Consider the following 18,260-nt stretch of genomic DNA (forward strand, 5'->3'; position numbering starts at 1 on the left):
TGAAGTACAGCTCCAACGAACCCTCCGCATATCCATGATCAACAGTCATTGCGGAGGGCCTAACGAGCCACGAAGAGAGTGGCATCTGGGTGAAGCAATGAGACGGTTCCAGACAGGCTGGAGAACCGCCTGAGTCGCACGCCCACGGCCCGGTCGCGCGCGGCAGGCTGCGCCGGTCAGCCAACCTGCGGTGGGAGACCAACAGCGGGACACCGAGATCGCGGGCGAGCCAGGACGGCTGATGGGTGCCAAGGAAGAACCTCATCGCGACACCGCCCGCCGAGCGACCTTCGCCAGCAACAGCGCCGCGACGGCGAGCGCGGTCGCGGCCGTCTTGCCGAGGATCTGACCCGCGCGCCAAGCCGCGGCTGCCGTCTGGGTTGAGCACGTGCAACGGCATCGACACGAACCGGTGGGCGGGGTCGAGCGCGTCGTCGCGGATGTTGCCCGCCGACACCGTGCGCACCGGAATGCCGCACTTTGCGGCGTGCGCGCGCAGCCGGGCGAGGTTCGCGTACACCGCGTGTGGTTCCCAGCCGGTGTCGGCGAACAGCGCGACGTCGAAGCGCGGAATGACGCCCTCGCAGGCCAGCAGCAGGACGGCGCTGCTCTGGACCCCGGCGCCCAGCGAGAGGCATCGCAAGGCCGGACCGGCGTCGTGAGTGGAGGCTGGTTTGGTCATTCCGCGTTCGCCTCCTCTGCGTATCCGGAGGGCTCGGTGGAACCGGCGCCGAGGAGCGCGGCGAGGTCAGCGAGCAGCAACCCGACGGCGTACGTGGCCTGCTGCGGGACGACACCGTTGCCCAACGCACGAAGCTGCGCGGTGCGCGGCAGCGGAAGAGCCGTCACCCAGCCCGGCTCGAGCCCTTGGAGCCACTCGACGAAGGCAGGAGCCAACACGGGACGCCCATGGACACCCGGTTGCGTGGGAAACGGTGCCGGTCGCCCGAGCACCTGTTCCCAGCGCCGAACGGCCGGCGCGTAGTCGCCCCAGTCCACCTCGAGATGCACGGCTGCTGGCGAGGTGAGATCCGGGTCGGCGACGGCTACGAGATGCCGCCGCCCGCTTCCGGGACGAGTAGGCGCATCACCGCCGACGGCAGCATCAGGTCGCCCTTCGACCCCCGCTGCGCCGGACAGCCCTTCGTCCCGTCGGTCGCCCGCGGCGTCGGCAAGAACGCCTCGGGGTCCACCAGCGGCAGCACCTGCTGCGACAGCGGCGGCCGGAATCCCGCACCCGCCTGGCGTCCCGCCGTGCCCGTGTCCGACGCTCTCGGCGTCGGCAGCAGCCGCGCCTCGTCGGGCAGCGACGGACCACCACCCTGCGTCCTGCGAGTGCAGTTCTTCGCATCCGAGGCGGTCGGCGTAGGCAGCAGCTTCATCACCGCGTCCACCGCGTCGTGCAGATTCACTTGATGCCCACCAGCTCGACGCCGCACCGGGTCCGCCGGACCTCGGTTGTCGCCGTCGCGCGCCTGCGGGGTCGGCAGCATCCGGGGAGGCAACGAGGCGGGGCCAGGCGAGCAGGAACACTCGCTCGCGGCGGTGTGCCGCGCCGACGTCGGCGGCGCGGACGCTACGCCAGAGCGCGTCATACCCTGCTTCGGCCAGGTCGCCGAGTACACGGTGGAGACCTCCGCCTTTCCAGCGAAGCGCGGCGACGTTCTCCACGACGAGCAGCGCGGGTCGTAGTAGCCGAACGCCCGCCACGATGTCTGTCCACAGTCCACTGCGGTGGCCTTTCTCGATGCCCACGCGCCGCCCGGCGGCGGAGATGTCCTGACACGGGAACCCGGCTGTGAGGACGTCGACCGGCTCAACGTTCGTCCAGTCGATGGCACGGACGTCGCCGAGGTTGGGGATGCCCGGCATCCGGGCGGCGAGGATCGCGGCGATGTGCGGGTCAGGGTCGGCGCACCAGGCGAGCCGGCCCCCGCCGAGCGCGGTGATCACCCCGTGGTCCAGTCCGCCATAGCCGGTGCAGACCGACCCGACGACCGGTCCAGGGCTCGCGCCGACTGACACGTTCTGCCGTACTTCGTCCGGAACGGTCTGCGCGGTGGCCGCCCGCACCGCCCCCGCCGCCGTCGTGGTGACGGCGACGAGGGCGGGGGCGGAGTTGCGCCCCGACCGAGCTCGGGTGCGGGGTGGCCGGGTGGTCATGCCGCCCTGCTCTCCGACACACCCGGCTCGACGCTCGGGTTCCCGGCGTGCCGTGCTCGGCCGGTGAGGAACCGTCGGGAATCCTGGCGTTCCGTCGAGATTCCTGAACCCGCCGAGTGGCGCAGGGCCGTGCGGAAGATCAGCACATCCTCGTGGCTGATGAGGTGCAGCGGCAGCCCGGCTTCGCGCTGTTTGCGGATGAAGTCGCGCTGGAAGAAGCTGCCGCGCGCGACGAGGTCGTGCTCGGCCGCCCGTGCCAGCAGTGCGACGCAGCGTTCGACCGGGATCAGGCCGGCGTGCAGTCCGCAGGCCAGGATCTGCGAGGGCAGGTCGATCAGTTCGGCGTGTTCGCGCCAGGGCCGGATGGTGATGGCGATGTGCCCGCCCGGCCGCAGGAACTGGACGAGTCCGGCGAGGATACGGGTGAACCCGGCCAGCAGCCGGTGGTGCCCGATGTTGGCGAGGTTTCCGCGGTCGAGGGTGTTGCCGTAGAGGTGGTGGTACTTCTGAATTCCCTTGCCGGGGCCGTTGATTACCTGCCCGTGGGTCGACGGCCCGTATGGCGGAGACGTGACGACGAGCGCGGCCTGCCCGGCGTACTCCGGCGGGAGTAGCGACGCGATCTGGCGGGCGTCGCCGTGGAACACCCGGCCCTCGTGCTCCACCCCGGCGTCGTGGGCGAGCGCGAGGTTGGCGCGGGCGACGTCGACCCAGTGCGGCTCGTACTCGATCCCGACCGCACGGCGCCCGGCGTGCAGCGCTTCGACGAGCGTGGTGCCGATCCCGCACATCGGGTCGAGCACCAGGTCGCCCGGCTCGGTGTAGTGGGCGATCGCGTGCGTCGCGACGGCCGGGAGCATCTTCGCGGGATGCGCGGTCGACTCGGGCGTGTAGCGGCCCTTGCGCTGGGCGGCCGGTGAGGTCTGCGCGGTCGTCCACACCGACACCGCAACGTCTCCGGCCGAGTCGTCGGCAACCCGCTCGGGCGTTGTACCGGTGGTGCCGTCGAGGTCGTCGATGAGTGCGCGCGGGATGCGCTGGGTCGGCCCGTCCACCGGGTTCTCCTCACGGGCCGGGGCCGGGGTGGTAGCTGCGTTGGACAGGGCGTGCGGGAAGCGGTCGTCGGCCACGGCCGTGCCTTCCTGGCGGTGGTCTTCGGGCTGGGCGGGGTTCGGCACCTGGGCGTGGGTCATCGGATGACTCCGCTCTCGAGTGCCGCGTCCGTCGGGCTCACGCGAGGCGGCTCGTAGTCGTGTGGCTGTGCGAAGACGAGGACGTCGGAGTGGATCCGCCGATGCGGTGCGGGCAGCCCGCGCACGACCGCGCGGTGTCGAGCCCGCGCCTCGTTCCCGGCCGTCGGACCGTCGGGCTCGGTGAGGGATTCGGCAGCGAACCGGCCGCCGCGCACCGACGCGCGCAGGGCGACGATGTGCTGCAGGTAGAGCAGGTCGGCGTTCTGCGCGGAGGCCACGACCGCGCCGGTCGGGTCGATCAGCTCACCGGCGGGCCAGTCACAGTAAGTGAGGACGACGAGGATGCCGCCGACCCGCAGCAGTCGCGCCGCGACCAACGCCACGAGGTCGCTGGACTGGTCGCCGCCGTGCTCGGGGCGCAGGCTCGTGATGATCAGGTCGGTGTCCGCCGGCGCGTCCCCGGCACCGTCGAACGCCCCGTCGCCGATGCCCGTCCGCACCGACGGGAAGGCGGTCACGGCCGAGCGATCGGCGTCGCCGACAAGGTCCGCCCAGAACGGTCGCGCACCCGGACCGGTGGCGGTCGGGTCCACCGCGACGCGCACCACGCGGCCGGTCCGGTCAAGCGCCTCGACGGCGGCGAGCGCGTCGGCCAGCGCGTGGTCCGGCTCGGTTGCCGGGGCGTGGTCGATCACCCCGTCCGCGCCGATCGACGCGAGCGGCGCACGGCTGCCGGAGGTCGGCCAGGGCAGCAGGGCGACCCGCCCGCCGGACTCGCTGAACGAGCTGACGATCTTGCTGACGATAGGTTCCGGCCAGGCCGTGTCGAGCTCGATCGGAGCCGGGCCGGCCGTCCAGACCGTCGCCGGGGTGGGCGTCGCCGTGGACCCGCGCGACCGGGAGCGAGTGCTCGCCGAACCGGGCTTGGCGGGACTGACCCTGGTGGTGGTCGACGCGGTCGGATAGGGGCGGCGATCCCCGCCTCGGCGGGTGCCGGAGCGGGTGCTCGCTGGGCGACTCGTGTCACCGCGCCGCTTCGGTCCGCGGCTCGTGGGGCGGTCGGACTGGGTCATGGAATCCTCGCAGAACCTCTGGGGTGCGCGCCGCGATACGTGGCGCTCTGTGACACCCCCCGACTCCGAAAAACGACCCACTTTTCCAGGGCTGTTACCTAATCTTTATCGTCAATATTAGGCGCGATTCTGGGTCGAATAATGCACATGAGGCTCGCGCGCGCGTGCTCGCTTAGAGCTTGTGTCGAGCCGTCCGTCGCGCGGGCTCCACAATTTTCCGGCAACCTCAATGCGCGACGACAGTCCGGGCCGCCTCGCGGCCTGACCCTCGCCCCGTGGGCTTATTACCGGATCGCCACCAAAACGCCACCAAACACTGTTACTGCAGCTCAGGGCCTATTTCCGACGATCAACAAATGATCTTGTCTGACCTTCGCAGCGGGCGCTGCTCCAGGCTGTAGATGATCTTTGTGGCGCCTGGAGGCGGCTGTTCAAGATCATCGGTGGCGCTTTGGAGGCCATTTGGTGGCGGTTTCGTGGCGTTTTGGTGGACCTGATTTGGCTTCCTTGCGTGGTCACTGTTTCCCGGACCACGCAAAGGAGCCGTCATGGCCCCGAATCGCATATTCCGCCGCACGTCTTTCGAGCGTGACTCGCTTCCGCTGGATTCCGCGCGGACGGCGTTCGAGTGGTTGGTCACCGGGCCGAGCCCGGTCTCCATCGAGGGCTGGCTCTTCCCCGGTCTGCCCCGGCGGCGGGTGCCCCTGGACGAGCTGCGGGACCTGCTTCTCGACGCCAACCTTCCGATGTCCACCGTGGACCCGATCTGGGTCCACCTGGTCACCCGTTCTCGCGACGAGGGCGGCACCTGGACCGTCGCGTGCGTCGGCGTCGCGCTGCCCGCGCTGTTCGCCATTGCCGCCGAGTTGTCCGCGCCGTACGCCGACGACCACCGCGACATCCACGCCGCGATTCTGACCGGCTTCCTGTCCGAGCTGGCGAGCATCGACCTCGCCAAGCCGTGGGTCATGTGGCGGCTGCGCTGCGCGGGCCTACGCGCGGGACACCTCTTCATTCGCGAGGCACTCGACCGCCCGATGCCCACCGATGAGGACTTCCACTCCAGCGAACCCACCCCGCCGTGGGGGCATCCGGACTTCGTCCTCGCCCGCGCCGTCGCCGACGGGGCGATCACCGGCGACGAGGCCGAACTGATCGGCTCCACTCGCCTCGAGGACTACACACTCACCGCCGCCGCGGCCGACCGTGGCGTCAAGGTCACCACCCTGCACTGGGTCCGCAGTCAAGCCGAAGCGCGCCTGCTCGCATGGCTCACCGACCAGGCCCCGCACGACGATCCCGCCGACCGCCGCGAGCGCGACGTGGAGATCCGCGCGGTGTACGCGACGGCCATCACCGCCGCCGCGAGCGACGCCAACCGTGCCGCACTCCGGACGACCCGAAAGTCACGCACGGTGACCAAGATTGGCGGAAAGTCGTTGGCCACGGTTCGGTCACGCGCCTGGAAAAAGGCCCCCAAATCCGGAGTCGAGGGCTGCGGGAGGACCCCAGCCGCTCCCGCGCACACCACCTCGCTCGACCGCTCGACCGGAACACCCCGGCGGCTGCCGAGCACGACTCCGGAGGTGCCGCGATGCGCCTGACCCATTCGCCCGTCCGCCGCCGGCCAAACCGTCGCAATAGCGACCGTCGGCCTCGCCGCGGACCCGTCACCCTGCCTCGCGGGGACGCTCGCCGAGCCCGTCGGACTACCTCCTGCACCTCACGGCCGACCACTCCCGCGGCCACCACACCTCGGATGTCTTCCGTGTCGGCTTGCCGTCGTCGGACCACGCTTCGGCGGAACCTCGCGCTGCTCACCGGCGTGACCGTTGTCGCGCTGTTCGTGCCCGTCTCGGCCGCACACGCGGACACCGTGGTGGTCGCCCTGGCCGGATCTGTTGATCAGGTTCTGACCAACATCCGCAACTGGGTGATGGGCGTGCTCGCCGGTTTGGCGACCGTCTTCCTGTCCATCGGCGGGGTCCGCCGGGTGATGGGCGGCGGCGATCCCGGCGAGCAGGAAAAGGCCAAGGAGTGCTTCAAAGCCGCCGCGATCGGCTACGGCCTTGCCGCGCTTGCACCCCTGGTCGTCACTGTGCTCCAGGGCATCGTGGGGGCCTGAGCCATGTCCACGACCGGGGCCGCCCGTCGTCGGACATCGGCCGCTCCGACCGTTGCCAGCCTGCGCTCAGACGAGCCCGCCCAGGCTCGCGCGGAGGCCACCGGCGCCAACCGGGAACTGCTCGCGCCTCCGGCCGCGAGCACGCGGCGTGCCGGTGGCCGGCGCACCCGCACAGGCCGCTGGACCGGGCAGCTGCGCATGGTGCGAAGCCGAGCGCTGGTGATGCTGGCGCTGAGCCTGGTCGTCCTGCTCGGCGGCACCCTCGCCGTCAGCGCCGCCGCAACGCCCGGCGGTCCGGCCGCCGCGCAACCCGCGCCCACACCACCGCTGCCGTTGCCGACCGGCGACCCGTGCACGCCGGACTCGCCGTTGCCGGTCTGCCACCTTCCCTCGCCCACGACGGCACCGGCTCCTCCCTCGTGCACGGGGGAGGGCTGTATCCCGCAGCCGTCGACCCCGGCGCCGCCCACCGTTCCCGGCACCGGCCAGCAACCCAGCAACGGTGACGACGGCGAGGCCGACTGCGGGATCACCGACATCGGCGGCTGCATCACCAACGCGATCAACTCGTTCTTCCGGGGCATCGTCACCGCGGCGTTGAACCCGCTTCTGGACTTGCTGTCCAAGACGCTGCTGACCACCCCCACGCCCGACTCGCTGCCGCGGATCGGGGAGCTGTGGACGAACTCCTGGCAGATCCTGCTCGCCTGCTACGGGATGTTGATCGTCATCGCCGGGATCCTGGTGATGGGCTACCAGACCCTGCAGACCCGGCACTCGATCAAGGAGATCGCACCCCGGATCGTGATCGGGTTCCTCGCCGGAGCCCTGTCGCTGTGGGTGGCGACCAAGGCCATCGAGCTCGCCAACGGACTGGCCCAAGCGGTCATGGGCGATGGCGTGGACGCCAGCTCGGCCGGCGAAACGTTGAAGAACCTCGTCCTCGGGGCGTTCAACGGCGGGATCTTCACCATCTTCCTCGGCATCTTCATCGTGGGGATGCTGGTCGTCCTGCTGGTCACCTACATCGTCCGGGTCGCGCTGACGGTGATCCTGATCGCCGGGGCACCGATCGCGCTCATGTGCCATGTCACTCCACAAACCGAAGGCGTCGCCTTCTGGTGGTGGAAAGCAGGTGGTGGCTGCCTGGCCATCCAGGTCGGGCAGTCGCTGGCGTTGGTCACCGCGATGAAGGTGTTCCTCGCGCCCGGCGGGTTCACCTTGTTCGGCCCGACCGTCAGCGGGTTGGTCAACCTGCTCGTCGCGCTCGCGCTGATGTACATCCTGTTCAAGATCCCGTTCTGGGTGCTGTCCTCAGTCAAGGGCAACGGCGGTCGCTCGATCCTCGGCTCGATCGTGCGCGGCTTCATCGCCTACAAGACCTTCGGCCTGCTCGGCGGCCGAGGCGGCGGTGGCCGCAAGCCACGCCCGTCCGGCGGTGGTCGCGGAGGCAACGGGGGCGGCGGCGGTCGCGGACCGACGGACCCCTATGCCCACCCCGAACCACCGCCGACGGCCAGTACGTGCTGCCGCTGGCCGGTGTGCGCCGCAGCCGCCCGGCCGCCAAGCCCAAGCCCGCTCCCGCGCCGAAACCGAAGGCCGGGCAGGGCCGCCAGCTGGCGCTGCCACTCGGGGACGACTGGCCGGAGAACAAGCCGGTCCTCGGGCGCGACGGCCAGTACCGGTTGCCGATCGATGCCGAGCGGGTCAAGCCGGTGCCGCCTCCGGCATCACCCAACCAGCCGGGCGGTCGGCGTCGGAGCGGGCAGCAGATGGAGCTGCCGTTCGACCCGTACAAGGGCAACCGGCCGACTAGCTTCGGGCAGTACCCGCTGCCGCTGGACGGCGTGCGCCGCACGCCGCGCCCGTCGAGCCCGCCGCCTCCGGCCGCACCCCCGGCTCGGTCGCGCGGCACTCAGATGGAGCTGCCCTTCGATCCGTACAAGGGCAACCGGGCCACCCGCTCCGGGCAGTACCCGCTTCCGCTGGACGGCGTGCGCCGCACACCACGCCCTTCGAGCCCGACACCGACGACGCCACCAACGCGACCCGCCTCGCCCGCCGGGCAGCAGCTCCGGCTCCCGCTGGACCTGCCGAAACCACCGCGGCGCATTTCGCCGCCACCACTCAAGCCCGGAGGTAAGTCGTGACTTCGCCCGTTCGCATTCCCGCCGACGTCGACATGGCCGACAAAGTGATCGGCCCGTTGACCGCCCGCCAACTAGCGATCCTCGCGGTGACCGGCCTCGTGCTCTACGCCGGGTGGACCACCACTCGAGCGGTTGTGCCGCTCCCGGTGTTCCTCGCGCTGGCTATCCCGATCGGGGTGAGCGCGGCCGTCATCGCGCTCGGTCAGCGCGATGGGATCTCGATGGACCGGCTGCTGGTCGCCGCGATCCGGCAACGCATGGGACCGCGCCACCGGGTCGCCGCCCCCGAAGGCGTTCGCCCCGCCCCGGAATGGCTGACCAGCCAGACCGCCGCCACGAGTGCGAGCCGGGCCGCTGGCAAGGGCAAGTCGGCCAAGGCCAAGAGCAAGGCGGCGGCGCCCGAGCAGATCTCGCCGTCGGCGTTGCGGCTGCCCGCCGAGGCGGTCACCGACACCGGCGTGGTCGACCTGGGCACCGACGGCCTGGCCGTCGTCGCGGTCGCCTCGACGGTGAACTTCGCGCTGCGGACACCGTCCGAGCAGGAGTCCCTGGTCGCGTCCTTCGGCCGCTACCTGCACAGCCTGACCGCGCCCGTGCAGGTGCTGGTGCGCACCGAACGGCTCGACCTGTCCGGCCAGATCGCCGAGCTGCGGGCGCGCGCGGGCGGGTTGCCGCACCCGGCGCTGGAGGCCGCCGCCGTCGAGCACGCCGACTACCTGGTGCAGCTCGGCGAGCAGACCGACCTGCTGCGCCGTCAGGTGCTGTTGATCCTGCGCGAGCCGATGGGTGCCGCCGGGCCGACCGATGGGCTGGGCGGCCCCGGCCCGCTGGCGGTGCTGTCCTCGATGACCCGCGGCAAACGTCGCGCGAATGCCGAGACCACACAGGCGAGCGCCGGGGCGCGGCGGGCGGCGGAGTCACGTTTGGTGCGCCGCCTCAGTGAAGCGATCGAGCTGCTCGCGCCCGCCGGGATCGTGGTCACCCCGCTGGACGCCGGGCAGGCCACCGCCGTGCTCGCCTCGGCGTGCAACCCCGACACCCTGCTGCCGCCCTCCGCGGCCCTGGCCGGCGCCGACGAGGTCATCACCACCGCCGGCAGCACCGACCTGGACGACGGCGACCTCGCCGAGGACCGCCCGTTCTGGCAGGGCGACGACCGTGCCGCGGTCGACCAGGACGAGTACGGCCCGGACGACGGCGAGGTCGACGACTGGGACTACGAGGACGAAGACGACGACTACCCGGAGAGGGGGCGGTTGTGATGACCACCCGAACGCGGCGCGGCCAGCGCCGTCCCAGCACTCGGCCCGCCGCGCACCACCGGGCAGCCGCGTTCACGCCGGACGCGCTGTCCGTCGGTGCTCGGCACCTGGAGGTCGGCAACGAGTGGGTGTCGAGCTTCGCCGTGACGGGTTTCCCGCGTGAGGTGCACCCCGGCTGGCTCGCGCCTCTGTTGACCTATCCCGGCCGCCTCGACGTCGCGCTGCATGTCGAGCCGATCGACCCGGCCACCGCCGCCGCCAGGTTGAAGAAACAGCTCGCCAAACTCGAGAGCGGCCGGCGGCACACCGCCGAACACGGCCGCCTCTACGACCCGCAGGTCGAAGCCGCCACCGAGGACGCCTACGACCTGTCCTCCCGTGTGGCGCGCGGTGAAGGCAAGCTGTTCCGCGTCGGGCTGTACCTCACGATCCACGCCCCGTCCGAGCGCGCGCTGGCCGACGAAGTAGCGGCGCTGCGCTCCCTAGCGGCGAGCCTGCTGCTCGATGCCAAACACACCACCTACCGGTCGCTCCAGGGCTGGGTGTCGACCCTGCCGATGGGCCTGGACCTGATCGGGATGCGCCGCACCTTCGACACGAGTGCGCTCTCGGCGGCATTCCCGTTCACCTCGCCCGACCTGCCCGCGGCCGACCCGACCTCGGTGGCCGCGCCGTCCGGCGTGCTCTACGGCTACAACGTCGGATCGCAGGGCCTGGTGCACTGGGACCGGTTCGGCGAGGGAATGCACAACCACAACAGCGTGATCCTCGGGCGCAGCGGCGCGGGCAAGTCCTACCTGGTCAAGCTCGAACTCTTGCACAGCTTGTACCGGGGGATCGAGATCGCGGTCGTCGACCCGGAGGACGAGTACGCTCGCCTGGCCGCCGCCGTGGGCGGCACCTACGTCCATTTCGGTGCCCGCGACGTCCGGCTCAACCCGTTCGACCTGCCCATCCACACCCGCTCCGACGGCCGCCGGACCGCACCGAAAGACGCCCTCGTGCGGCGGTCGCTGTTCCTGCACACCGTCATCGCGGTGCTCGTCGGCAGTGAGCTGGAAGCTGCCGAGCGGGCCGCGCTGGACCGGGGCATCGCCGCCACCTACCAGTCGGTGGGGATCACCGCCGACGCCCGCACATGGACTCGTCCCTCGCCGACCTTGCGGACCTTGCGCGACCAGTTGGCCACCGCGGGCCAGGCCGGCGACCGGGCCGCCGCCGAGCTCGCCGCTCGGTTGTACCCGTTCGTCGAGGGCGCGTTCAAGCAGCTGTTCGACGGCCCGACGACCACCAATCCCGAAGGCCACCTGGTGGTGTTCAGCTTGCGGGACCTTCCCGACGAGCTGAAAGCCATCGGCACGCTGCTCACCCTGGAAGCGGTGTGGCGGCGGGTGTCCAATCCCGCGGTTCGCCGCCCGCGCCTGGTGGTTGTGGACGAGGCGTGGCTGCTGATGAAAGAGAAGTCGGGTGCGGAGTTCCTGTTCCGCATGGCCAAAGCCTCCCGGAAACACTGGGCGGGCTTGACGGTCGCGACCCAGGACACCGCCGATGTGCTCGGGAACGATCTCGGCAAAGCCGTGGTGGCCAACGCAGCGACCCAAGTGTTGCTGCGGCAGGCGTCGCAGGCCATCGACGAGATCACCCAGACCTTCGACTTGTCGGCCGGGGAACGGCAATTTCTGCTGTCGGCCGATCGAGGTCAGGGATTGCTGTCGGCGGGCACCCAGCGCGTCGCGTTCCAAAGTATTGCCTCGTCCACCGAGCACTACCTCGTCACGAGTAATCCGGCCGAACTCGCCGGATACGCCGCGGACGTCGACCCCGGCGAGTCCGACGCCGAGGAGCAGTCCTTCGTGGACCTGGGCTTTGCCAGCGAGCAGGCGTACGCGGCTGAGGGCGATGAGTTCGGTTCGTTCGGTGCTGATGACGACATCGAACTCGACGCCGCCTGACACCGGCCGTCCCTTTTCACATTGAGCATTTCCCATTTTCCGGAAGGACCCGTAATGCTTTCCTGGATACCGGCTGCCCTCAACCATCCCGAGCTGTACACAGCGCCGGCTGCTCACGGAATCGTGCGGACGAGCCTGTTGAATGGGTGGCTCGGGGACTACCTGCGCGACCCCGGTGGTGCGCTGCTCAGACTGCTGGGACATCTGCGGGAGTGGTCGATCATCTGGGGGCCGTTTGTCGGCCCGGTGCTCGCGGTCGGCATCGCGGGCTTCGTAGTTGGCCGGCGCCGGTGGGCGCGGCGCTGCCACGCGAGGCTGCTCGCCGACGCCCGCCAGGTCACCGTGCTCGCCCCGCCCACCGTCGATCCTGCGGGCGGCGCGGCGTTGTGGTCCAACCTCGTCGGGCTGCTGCGCCCGGCCTGGCGGCGTTGGTTCACCGGCCAGCCCCACGTGGCCTGCGAGTACACGTTCTCCGAGGCGGGGGTCGGCATCCGGCTGTGGGTGCCCGGCGTGATCCCACCGGGCCTGGTCGAACGTGCCATCGAAGCCGCCTGGCCCGGCTCACACACGCGAGTCGGCACCGCCGACCCGCCCCTGCCACCGTCGGAAGCCGGGCAGCGTCGCCTGGTCGTCGGCGGCGAACTCCGTCTTGCCCGCTCCGAGGCGCTGCCGATCCGCACCGACTTTGACGCTGACCCGCTCCGCGCCCTGATCGGCGCCCCGGTCGGGCTCGGCCGCGACGAGTACGCCTGTGTGCAGATCCTCGCGCGCCCGGTCACCGGCCGCCGGGTCGCCCAAGCCCGGCGCTCCGCGCGGCGGGTGCACACCGGCGGCTCCACCCGAGTGGTCGGCCGCCTGCTCGACCTGGTTACTCCCGGCGTGAAATCCAGGTCCACGCGGAACACCGCGAAGTCCGCGGCACTGCACAGCGATCCGCAGACCTCGCTCGAGTACGCGGCGCAGAATCGCGCCATCGTCGGCAAACAGCGCGGCTCGCAGTACGAGACGGTCATCCGCTACGCCGTCGCCACCCTCCTGCCCGCCGACGCCGCCGAGAACGAGGTCCGCCAGGCGCGGGATGTCGCCCGCGGCCGGGCACACGCGCTGGCCGCGAGCTTCGCCTCCTACACCGAGCACAACCACTACACCCGTCACCGCGTCCGCCACCCCGGCCCGGTGCTGGCCGACCGGCGCCTCGGCGAGGGCGACCTGCTGTCGGTGGCCGAACTGGCGGCGCTGGCGCACTTGCCGACCGACGAGGCGATCCCCGGCGTGCAGCGTGCCGGCGCCCGCGCGATCTCGCCGCCACCGGGCATCGCCACGCCCGGCCCCGAGGCCAAGCCGATCGGCGTCACCGACACCGGACACGAACGCCCCGTGGCGTTGCGGGTCCCGGATGCCCGGCACCACCTGCACGTCATCGGCGCGACCGGCTCCGGTAAGTCCACCCTGCTGGGCAACATGATCTTGGCTGACGCCGAGGCCGGGCGCGGGATCGTGCTGATCGACCCGAAGGGCGACCTCGTCACCGACATGCTCTCCCGCCTGCCTCGCTCGGTGGCCGATCGTGTCGTGATCTTCGACGCTGACTCGAAGTTGAGGCCGCCGTGCCTGAACCCGTTGGACGGCGGAGAAACCGACCTGACTGTCGACAACCTCGTCTCGGTGTTCCGGCGGGTCTACAGCGCATTTTGGGGGCCGCGTACCGACGACGTGATGCGCGCCGCCTGCCTGACTCTGCGCACCCAGGAAGGCGTCGCCACGCTCGCCGATCTGCCCAAGCTGCTGGCCGATCCCGCCTTCCGGTCGCGAGTCACCGCCGGGATCACCGACCCGGTGCTGCGTGGGTTCTGGTCCTGGTACGAGGAACTCACCGACTCCTCCCGCAGCCAGGTCATCTCGCCCCTGATGAACAAGCTGCGGGCCTTCCTGCTGCGGCCGTTCGTGCGCGACGCCATCGCGGGCGGACACTCCTCGGTGGACATGGCGGAGGTGCTCGACGGCGGGATCTGCCTGGTGCGCATCCCTAAAGGCTCGCTCGGCGAGGAGACCACCCGGCTGGTCGGATCGCTGGTCGTCGCCCGCACCTGGCAGGCCACCACCGCCCGCGCCCGCACACCGCAACGCCAACGGCGGGACGCCTCGATGGTGATCGACGAGTGTCACAACTTCCTGAACTTGCCGTATCCGATCGAGGACATGCTGGCCGAGGCACGGGGCTTCCGCGTCGCCATGACCTTGGCGCATCAGCATCTCGGTCAGCTGCCCCGCGAGTTGCGGGAAGGCATGTCCACCAACGCTCGCAGCAAGATCTTCTTCAACGCCTCTCCAGAGGATTCCCGTGAGCTGTCCCGCCACACCGCGCCCCGGCTGTCCGACCACGACCTAGCCCACCTGGGCGTCTACCACGCCGCTGTCCGGCTCGTGCTCAACGGTGAAGAGGCGCAGCCGTTCACCATGCGCACCCAGCCGCTTCCTCGCGCGATTCCCGGCCGCGCACGAGAAATCCGCGGCATCGCCCGCCGTGCCTTGCGCAGCCGAGTTCCCGGTGCCACGGCGTCAGCAAACGGTTCGCAGTCACTAACCCGGCCACCGCAGCGACCCGCCGGAACACCGGGGCAGACGCGGCCGACCAACGGCGATCACCGAGGCCAGTCCGGCGTCCGGGCACGGAGCGTCGACCCGCGCCGCCAGCAGTCCTGACCCGACTCGACCGCACACACAAAGACGGGCGAAGTCTTTTCCGCTCACCACTTCCCGGAGGTCCACGTCATGATCACCAACCCGACCAGGCAGCGCACTCTTCGAGGTCACAAGGCAACCCGGCCCACCCCTCGCGCGGCGAACAGCGCCGATCATCAGGCGGTGCTGGCGTGGCGGCTGACCCCGCGCGACCGGTGGATCATCCGAATGCTGCACGAGCACCGCGTCCTCACCTCCCACCAGATCACCGCGCTAGCGTTCCCGTCGTTCCGCTCGGGCCGGATGCGGCTGCGGGAACTGTTCCAGTGGGGCGTGGTGGACCGGTTCCAGCCGTTCATCACCGTCGGCACCGCGCCGATGCACTACGTCCTCGCACCCGCCGGGGCCGCGGTACTGGCCGCCGAGGACGGCCTGGACGTCAAGGAACTCGGCTACCGCCACGACCGCGCCTTCGGAGTAGCCCATTCGCTGCGGCTCGCGCACACCGTCGGCGTCGCCGAGTGGTTCACCGCCCTCGTCGACCGCGCTCGCCACAGCGACGCCGACGAGCACAGCACGCTCGGAGCGTGGTGGTCGGAAGCCCGCTGCGCTCGGCACTTCGGGGACCTGATCAAGCCCGACGCCTACGGCCGATGGGCCAGCGCCGACGGGGAGATCGAGTTTTTCCTCGAATACGACTTCGGCACCGAGGTCCTGGCCAAACTCGTCGGGAAACTAGCCGGCTACGCCGCGCTCGCCGAGGCCACCGGAATCACCACTCCGCTGCTGGTGTGGCTGCCGACCTCGCGGCGCGAGGCCACCGCCCGCCGGCTGCTGGCGCGGGCCTGGCGCGAACTCGACGATCCGCGCTCGGTCCCGGTGGCCACCGCCGCGGCCGAGCTGCTCAACCCCGAGGCCGCGCACCCCAGCCCGGCCGACAAGGTCTGGCTACCCCTGGACACCACCACCGGCAGCGCGGGGAGCGCCCGGCGCGAGTTGCACCGGTTGCTCGACGCCTGGCACGTCGCGCCACCCAGCACCGAGGCGGGCAGCGAGTCGGCTCTCGGGCCGGACTCGACGCTGGCGGTGATGGCCCCGGCGCCCGCGCCGATGCCGCCGGCACCCATCTCACGCGGACCGAGCACAGGCACGCGGTGAGTACCCGATGATCCTGAAAGTCGGCGCCATCGTGATCGGTGTGATCATCTTCATCCCGACGTTGATCGGGAACGGAGTGTCAGCCGCGATCTCGGCCCTGTTCGGTAGCGGAAACAGCCAGCCCAGCGCGACCGCGCTAGCCGACATCCCCGCCGACTACCTCGCGCTGTACCGCGCGGCGGCCGGCGAGTGCCCAGGGCTGGACTGGTCGATCCTCGCCGCTATCGGCAAAATCGAAAGTGATCACGGCCGCTCACCCCTGCCCGGCGTCCACAGCGGCGAAAACGGCTATGGAGCAGGCGGGCCGATGCAGTCTAAGTCTGCCACCTTCGACGGAGTGATTGCCCGCCACCAGATACCTCCAGGCGGTGCCAGCCCGCCCTCGCGTTACAACCCACACGACGCCATCTACGCCGCCGCCTTCATGCTCTGCGACGACGGAGTGCGGCGTGGTGATCTGCGGGCGGCGATCTTCGCCTACAACCACGCCGACTGGTACGTCAAACAGGTCATCGACCAAGCCAAGCAATACGCCGACGCCGCCGCGACGGTCGGCACCGGCGACTGCAACGCCATTCAGGCCACCAACGCGGTCGCGGTAGCGGCGATTAACTACGCCTGCGGGCAGAGAGGACTTCCGTACGTCTGGGGCGGCAACGGGCCTCAGGGCGGGCACGCGGGCTTCGACTGTTCGGGGTTGACCAAGGCGGCCTACGCCGCCGCCGGAGTGACCTTGCCGCGCACCGCCCAGACCCAGTTCAATACTGGTCCCCACGTTCCGCCCGGACAGCCACTTTTGCCGGGTGACCTCGTTTTCTACGGCACACCCAACAATATCCACCACGTAGGTCTCTACATTGGCGGAGGTTCCATGGTGGACGCGCCGGACTTTGGCCAGGTTGTGAAGGTGCAACCGTACCGGTACAACGGGGATGACTATGCGGGCGCTACACGTCCCACCGGTTCTGTTGCGGCGTAACAACTTCCACGTCGCCAATTCCTGCGCCGATCATAGCATTGAACGGTCGGCCGTCACTGTCGACGAGCAGGATGCGTTGGGTGAACAACGGCGGCGTGGTGGCGTCGAGTGCGACGATGTTGTGGTAGCTGGCCAGTTCGAAGAGCGCGTAGGTCACCTCGCGAATCGTCAGGCGATCGGGGTCGGCCTCGACGGACAGGCCCTCGACCCGGATCTCGATGACCCGCTGCTGCGGCAGCACCGTGGTCACAGTGCGTACGTGCGCAGGGATGCCGCCGTCGTCACGGAACTCGGCGATGTCCTCGACCAGCCGCACGGCGGCAGCCTCCAAGGTATAGCCGACGCCGACCCCGGCGCGTGCGCCCCACAGCACGAGACAATCCACCGAGGAGTCGTAGCGGCTCATGGCGATACTACCTCCGGACCGCCGGATCCGCTGTGCGACTGGCGGTTGCCCACCGCGCAGCGGATCCGATGCGGAACATGCGCGAGACGGGTTCGGCGTGGACTTAGTGCCCGCGCCGTGCGCGGAGTTCCGTGCGGAGGTGGTCCAAGGTGCGTCCGTCGGAAACCCGCCGAAAGGCGTTCCATCTATTCTGGTGGTTGCCGCCCAGAGCGGTGGTGGCACCGCACGGGTTGGCGAAGACACGGCCGTCGGCGAGGATGAGGGTGCCGTCGGCCCGGATGCGCGCGGTGTGCCGGACGCCGAGGTTACGGCGGTTCCAGACCAGTTCCTCGCCCGCTGTGACCAGTCCGGCGTCCAGCAGTTCGGCGATGCCACCGCGCGCCCACTTGATCAGCGGCGGCGAGGTCGACGGCGGCGGGGTCTCCGACCAGATGGCGGCCTCGGTGGCGTCACCGTCCAGACCCATCACGACGGCGGCGGTGGACGCGACGAGACTCGGCCAGCCATCGTCGAGCCCGTGCCACTGGCCAACCCGCTGCCAACGTCCCTGGTACGCCAGCAGCATCTCGACATCAGTGGCGTGGTCGCGGGGCAACGGGTACCTGCGATTGGCCGGGTGGGACAGGCACACGACGAGGTCGCCGTCGTACAAGCTGTCAGGCGGGGGCTGGTCGGCCACCCAGTTGCCTGCGAACAACGCCACCTCGCCCGCGCGGTCGGGATCAGCGTCGCCGACGATGTCGATCGCCGTCACGAGCATCGCCCACACGTCGTCGGGGCATCGCATCGGCGGCGGGGCGAACGCCGGGGCGAGGATCATCGTGTCCGGCGGCAGCCCCTCCCACGCCCGCATCGCCGCCTCATCGGGCGACTGTGACGCCCCGGCGATCGCGGCGGTGTCATCGGACTGGGGGTCGGTTCGCGGTGCGTCGACGGCCGCGTCGGCGGCCAATTCGGGTGGTTCGTGGATGTCGCGGTCGGTCGTCATTGTCTATACAAGCCCTTCGGTTCCGGTGTAGCCGGCCGGGTGGCCCGACGTGTATTGACGCTTCGTGATCGCGTAGTTGTCAACAGACATGTGTACAACGGGGGCCGAAGTAGACCCGTGTGGCGCAAC

Annotated in this window: 16 protein-coding genes and 2 pseudogenes; 9 read left to right on the forward strand and 9 right to left on the reverse strand. The window is 70.4% G+C overall.

Going from position 1 to position 18,260, the window contains the following annotated elements; all coding sequences use genetic code 11:
* From ACLJPY_RS30310 to ACLJPY_RS30335, 6 genes and pseudogenes are all read right to left on the reverse strand, one after another.
* Nucleotides 1-682, reverse strand: a pseudogene (locus ACLJPY_RS30310) (hypothetical protein); the annotation flags it as partial.
* On the reverse strand, nucleotides 679-900 hold the full coding sequence (locus ACLJPY_RS30315) for a hypothetical protein (RefSeq protein ID WP_410594080.1): 222 nt from the start codon (nucleotides 898-900) through the stop codon (nucleotides 679-681). The gene ACLJPY_RS30315 and the pseudogene ACLJPY_RS30310, both read right to left, overlap by 4 nt.
* A 146-nt stretch (nucleotides 901-1,046) precedes the next feature.
* Nucleotides 1,047-1,412, reverse strand: coding sequence for a hypothetical protein (locus ACLJPY_RS30320; RefSeq protein ID WP_410594082.1), 366 nt, complete (start codon nucleotides 1,410-1,412; stop codon nucleotides 1,047-1,049).
* A 166-nt stretch (nucleotides 1,413-1,578) separates the two neighbouring features.
* Nucleotides 1,579-2,163: pseudogene (locus ACLJPY_RS30325) on the reverse strand (DNA cytosine methyltransferase); the annotation flags it as partial.
* Nucleotides 2,160-3,356, reverse strand: coding sequence for a TRM11 family SAM-dependent methyltransferase (locus ACLJPY_RS30330; protein ID WP_410593563.1), 1,197 nt, complete (start codon nucleotides 3,354-3,356; stop codon nucleotides 2,160-2,162). The gene ACLJPY_RS30330 and the pseudogene ACLJPY_RS30325, both read right to left, overlap by 4 nt.
* A complete protein-coding gene (locus ACLJPY_RS30335; RefSeq protein ID WP_410593565.1) occupies nucleotides 3,353-4,051 on the reverse strand; it encodes a hypothetical protein in 699 nt (232 codons plus the stop codon). The genes ACLJPY_RS30330 and ACLJPY_RS30335 overlap by 4 nt, the downstream gene beginning before the upstream one ends.
* A 100-nt stretch (nucleotides 4,052-4,151) precedes the next feature.
* Here ACLJPY_RS30335 and ACLJPY_RS30340 point away from each other — a divergent pair, with 100 nt between their 5' ends.
* The 3 genes from ACLJPY_RS30340 to ACLJPY_RS30350 all read left to right on the forward strand — a co-directional run bounded on the left by ACLJPY_RS30340 (nucleotide 4,152) and on the right by ACLJPY_RS30350 (nucleotide 6,554).
* Nucleotides 4,152-4,322, forward strand: coding sequence for a hypothetical protein (locus ACLJPY_RS30340; protein ID WP_410593567.1), 171 nt, complete (start codon nucleotides 4,152-4,154; stop codon nucleotides 4,320-4,322).
* A gap of 805 nt (nucleotides 4,323-5,127) precedes the next feature.
* A complete protein-coding gene (locus ACLJPY_RS30345) occupies nucleotides 5,128-6,033 on the forward strand; it encodes a hypothetical protein (RefSeq protein ID WP_410593569.1) in 906 nt (301 codons plus the stop codon).
* A 155-nt stretch (nucleotides 6,034-6,188) separates the two neighbouring features.
* Nucleotides 6,189-6,554, forward strand: coding sequence for a pilin (locus ACLJPY_RS30350; protein WP_410593571.1), 366 nt, complete (start codon nucleotides 6,189-6,191; stop codon nucleotides 6,552-6,554).
* Between the two features lie 1,022 nt (nucleotides 6,555-7,576).
* Here the strand turns inward: ACLJPY_RS30350 and ACLJPY_RS30355 are convergent.
* Nucleotides 7,577-7,924 (reverse strand): hypothetical protein, encoded by a 348-nt coding sequence (locus ACLJPY_RS30355; protein ID WP_410593573.1) that lies wholly within the window; start codon nucleotides 7,922-7,924, stop codon nucleotides 7,577-7,579.
* A gap of 153 nt (nucleotides 7,925-8,077) precedes the next feature.
* Here ACLJPY_RS30355 and ACLJPY_RS30360 point away from each other — a divergent pair, with 153 nt between their 5' ends.
* The 6 genes from ACLJPY_RS30360 to ACLJPY_RS30385 all read left to right on the forward strand — a co-directional run bounded on the left by ACLJPY_RS30360 (nucleotide 8,078) and on the right by ACLJPY_RS30385 (nucleotide 16,737).
* Entirely contained in the window at nucleotides 8,078-8,704 is a 627-nt protein-coding gene (locus tag ACLJPY_RS30360; RefSeq protein ID WP_410593575.1) for a hypothetical protein, read from the forward strand.
* The gene (locus tag ACLJPY_RS30365; protein WP_410593576.1) at nucleotides 8,701-9,966 is read left to right on the forward strand and encodes a PrgI family protein; all 1,266 of its coding nucleotides are present in this window, start codon (nucleotides 8,701-8,703) and stop codon (nucleotides 9,964-9,966) included. Before ACLJPY_RS30360 ends, ACLJPY_RS30365 begins: the two co-directional genes overlap by 4 nt.
* Nucleotides 9,966-11,918, forward strand: a complete 1,953-nt coding sequence (locus ACLJPY_RS30370) for a VirB4 family type IV secretion system protein (RefSeq protein WP_410593577.1) — start codon at nucleotides 9,966-9,968, stop codon at nucleotides 11,916-11,918. Before ACLJPY_RS30365 ends, ACLJPY_RS30370 begins: the two co-directional genes overlap by 1 nt.
* 54 nt (nucleotides 11,919-11,972) lie before the next feature.
* Nucleotides 11,973-14,621 carry a helicase HerA domain-containing protein gene (locus ACLJPY_RS30375; RefSeq protein WP_410593579.1) on the forward strand — a complete coding sequence of 883 codons (2,649 nt, stop codon included), beginning with the start codon at nucleotides 11,973-11,975 and terminating at the stop codon, nucleotides 14,619-14,621.
* Nucleotides 14,622-14,690: 69 nt separating this feature from the next.
* Nucleotides 14,691-15,758 carry a replication-relaxation family protein gene (locus tag ACLJPY_RS30380; RefSeq protein ID WP_410593581.1) on the forward strand — a complete coding sequence of 356 codons (1,068 nt, stop codon included), beginning with the start codon at nucleotides 14,691-14,693 and terminating at the stop codon, nucleotides 15,756-15,758.
* A 7-nt stretch (nucleotides 15,759-15,765) separates the two neighbouring features.
* Nucleotides 15,766-16,737: an NlpC/P60 family protein gene (locus ACLJPY_RS30385; RefSeq protein ID WP_410593582.1), complete on the forward strand. Its 972-nt coding sequence runs from the start codon at nucleotides 15,766-15,768 to the stop codon at nucleotides 16,735-16,737.
* Here the strand turns inward: ACLJPY_RS30385 and ACLJPY_RS30390 are convergent.
* The gene (locus tag ACLJPY_RS30390; RefSeq protein WP_410593583.1) at nucleotides 16,706-17,143 is read right to left on the reverse strand and encodes a hypothetical protein; all 438 of its coding nucleotides are present in this window, start codon (nucleotides 17,141-17,143) and stop codon (nucleotides 16,706-16,708) included. The two genes, ACLJPY_RS30385 and ACLJPY_RS30390, sit on opposite strands and share 32 nt — an antisense overlap.
* A 103-nt stretch (nucleotides 17,144-17,246) precedes the next feature.
* The gene (locus tag ACLJPY_RS30395; protein ID WP_410593584.1) at nucleotides 17,247-18,131 is read right to left on the reverse strand and encodes a hypothetical protein; all 885 of its coding nucleotides are present in this window, start codon (nucleotides 18,129-18,131) and stop codon (nucleotides 17,247-17,249) included.
* Nucleotides 18,132-18,260: the final 129 nt, after the last annotated feature.

This window comes from Amycolatopsis sp. lyj-23 (assembly GCF_046549135.1).
Taxonomy (GTDB): domain Bacteria; phylum Actinomycetota; class Actinomycetes; order Mycobacteriales; family Pseudonocardiaceae; genus Amycolatopsis.